The sequence below is a fragment of the Streptococcus parasanguinis genome (assembly GCF_001578955.1).
GTDB classification, from domain to species: Bacteria; Bacillota; Bacilli; order Lactobacillales; family Streptococcaceae; genus Streptococcus; species Streptococcus parasanguinis_U.
This window is the reverse complement of record NZ_KQ969690.1, coordinates 489,343-490,744: the sequence shown is the minus strand read 5'-3', so window position 1 is coordinate 490,744 and position 1,402 is coordinate 489,343. Positions and strand designations below refer to the sequence as shown.

The 1,402-nt window shown below is 38.4% G+C and carries 3 protein-coding genes; all 3 read left to right on the top strand.

Features of this window, described 5'->3' with window-relative positions; genetic code table 11:
• On the top strand, window positions 1–319 hold a 319-nt coding region (locus SPADD19_RS06280; protein ID WP_061455539.1), incomplete at its 5' end, for a DUF1831 domain-containing protein.
• Between the two features lie 101 nt (window positions 320–420).
• The gene (locus SPADD19_RS13170; RefSeq protein WP_423170612.1) at window positions 421–537 is read left to right on the top strand and encodes a DUF4649 family protein; all 117 of its coding nucleotides are present in this window, start codon (window positions 421–423) and stop codon (window positions 535–537) included.
• Between the two features lie 130 nt (window positions 538–667).
• On the top strand, window positions 668–1,315 hold the full coding sequence (locus tag SPADD19_RS06270; RefSeq protein WP_024055729.1) for a redox-sensing transcriptional repressor Rex: 648 nt from the start codon (window positions 668–670) through the stop codon (window positions 1,313–1,315).
• Window positions 1,316–1,402: the final 87 nt, after the last annotated feature.

The window sequence follows — 1,402 nt, the reverse complement described above, 5'->3', positions numbered from 1 at the left end:
AGACTGCAAATATACCTATAGTCTACACCCAAATGTTAAAAAATATACCTTACGTGACAATACATTCGCTGTTACAAAAGTAGGAAATTACGAGTTAAATCGTTTACTCGAAGCCGTTCCAAATAGCGGTGAAGGCTTCCTACTTAAAATCATTTTCAATAAAGATTTGACAGGTTTTAAGATCAATATTACAGACAAATCTGGGCTTCGCCTGGTTAATATCTTTAAAAATCCAGAAAATGACATTATCCAACAAAAATTCTATTTCTTAATGGATAGTCTTGTCGAAAGAGAAATTTTCAACAAAACAGAGGCCTAATATGGTAACCCTAACTTATATCGACGCTTACCAAGTAGAACGAACGACTACTTATCCTGACCTTGCAGCCTGCATCCTAGACTTTTTCAGGCTGTGTAACCCTGCCTGACTCTTACTCAATCGTATCCATTGAATACAAGGGGGAAAAGCTCCCCTATACAGGACGAGTCGATGGACTCTATACCTTTTTGAAAAAGGTAGAACAAGCTGAAAACTAAGCTGATGCTGGTGGAACTCTCCCATTGCCATCAGCTTTTTCTTTAGACAAAAATATTTTTGAAAAACCGCTCTAGATAGTTGATTTTTTCACAATCTTCCTATACAATAAGAGGGAAAGGTTGTGATATTGTGAAACATGATAAAAATACTCCAATTCCACGCGCAACAGCAAAACGCTTATCGCTCTACTACCGCATTTTTAAACGCTTTAACTCTGAAAAAATAGAGCGCGCCAATTCCAAGCAAATTGCTGATGCAATTGGGATTGACTCTGCTACTGTTCGCCGAGATTTCTCATATTTTGGTGAATTAGGAAGACGTGGATTTGGTTATGACGTAAAAAAACTGATGAACTTCTTTGCAGATCTCTTAAATGACAATGCCATTACCAATGTCGCTATTGTGGGGATCGGAAATATGGGAAGTGCGCTCCTCAATTATCGCTTCCATGAACGCAATAAGATGAAAATTGTTATGGCGTTTGATCTAGACGATCATGAACTGATTAATACTAAAAGTAAGGACGGAATTCCTATTTACGGTATTTCCTCTATTAAAGAAAAGCTCAAACAAGAAGGCATTCAAACAGCCATCCTGACTGTTCCAAGCGTCAAGGCTCAAGAAGTTGCTAGTCTTTTGGTAGACGCTGGGGTCAAGGGAATCCTTAGCTTCTCACCGGTGCATCTGACAGTTCCTAAAGATGTCGTCGTCCAATATGTCGATCTCACCAGTGAATTACAAACACTCCTTTATTTCATGCGAAAAAACGAAGAATAAAGACTTATACTTTAACAATAAAAGAGGCTGGGACAAAAGTCCTAGCCTCTCAATTATTTTTGGATTGTCGAGCAAGACGCAGTGGTT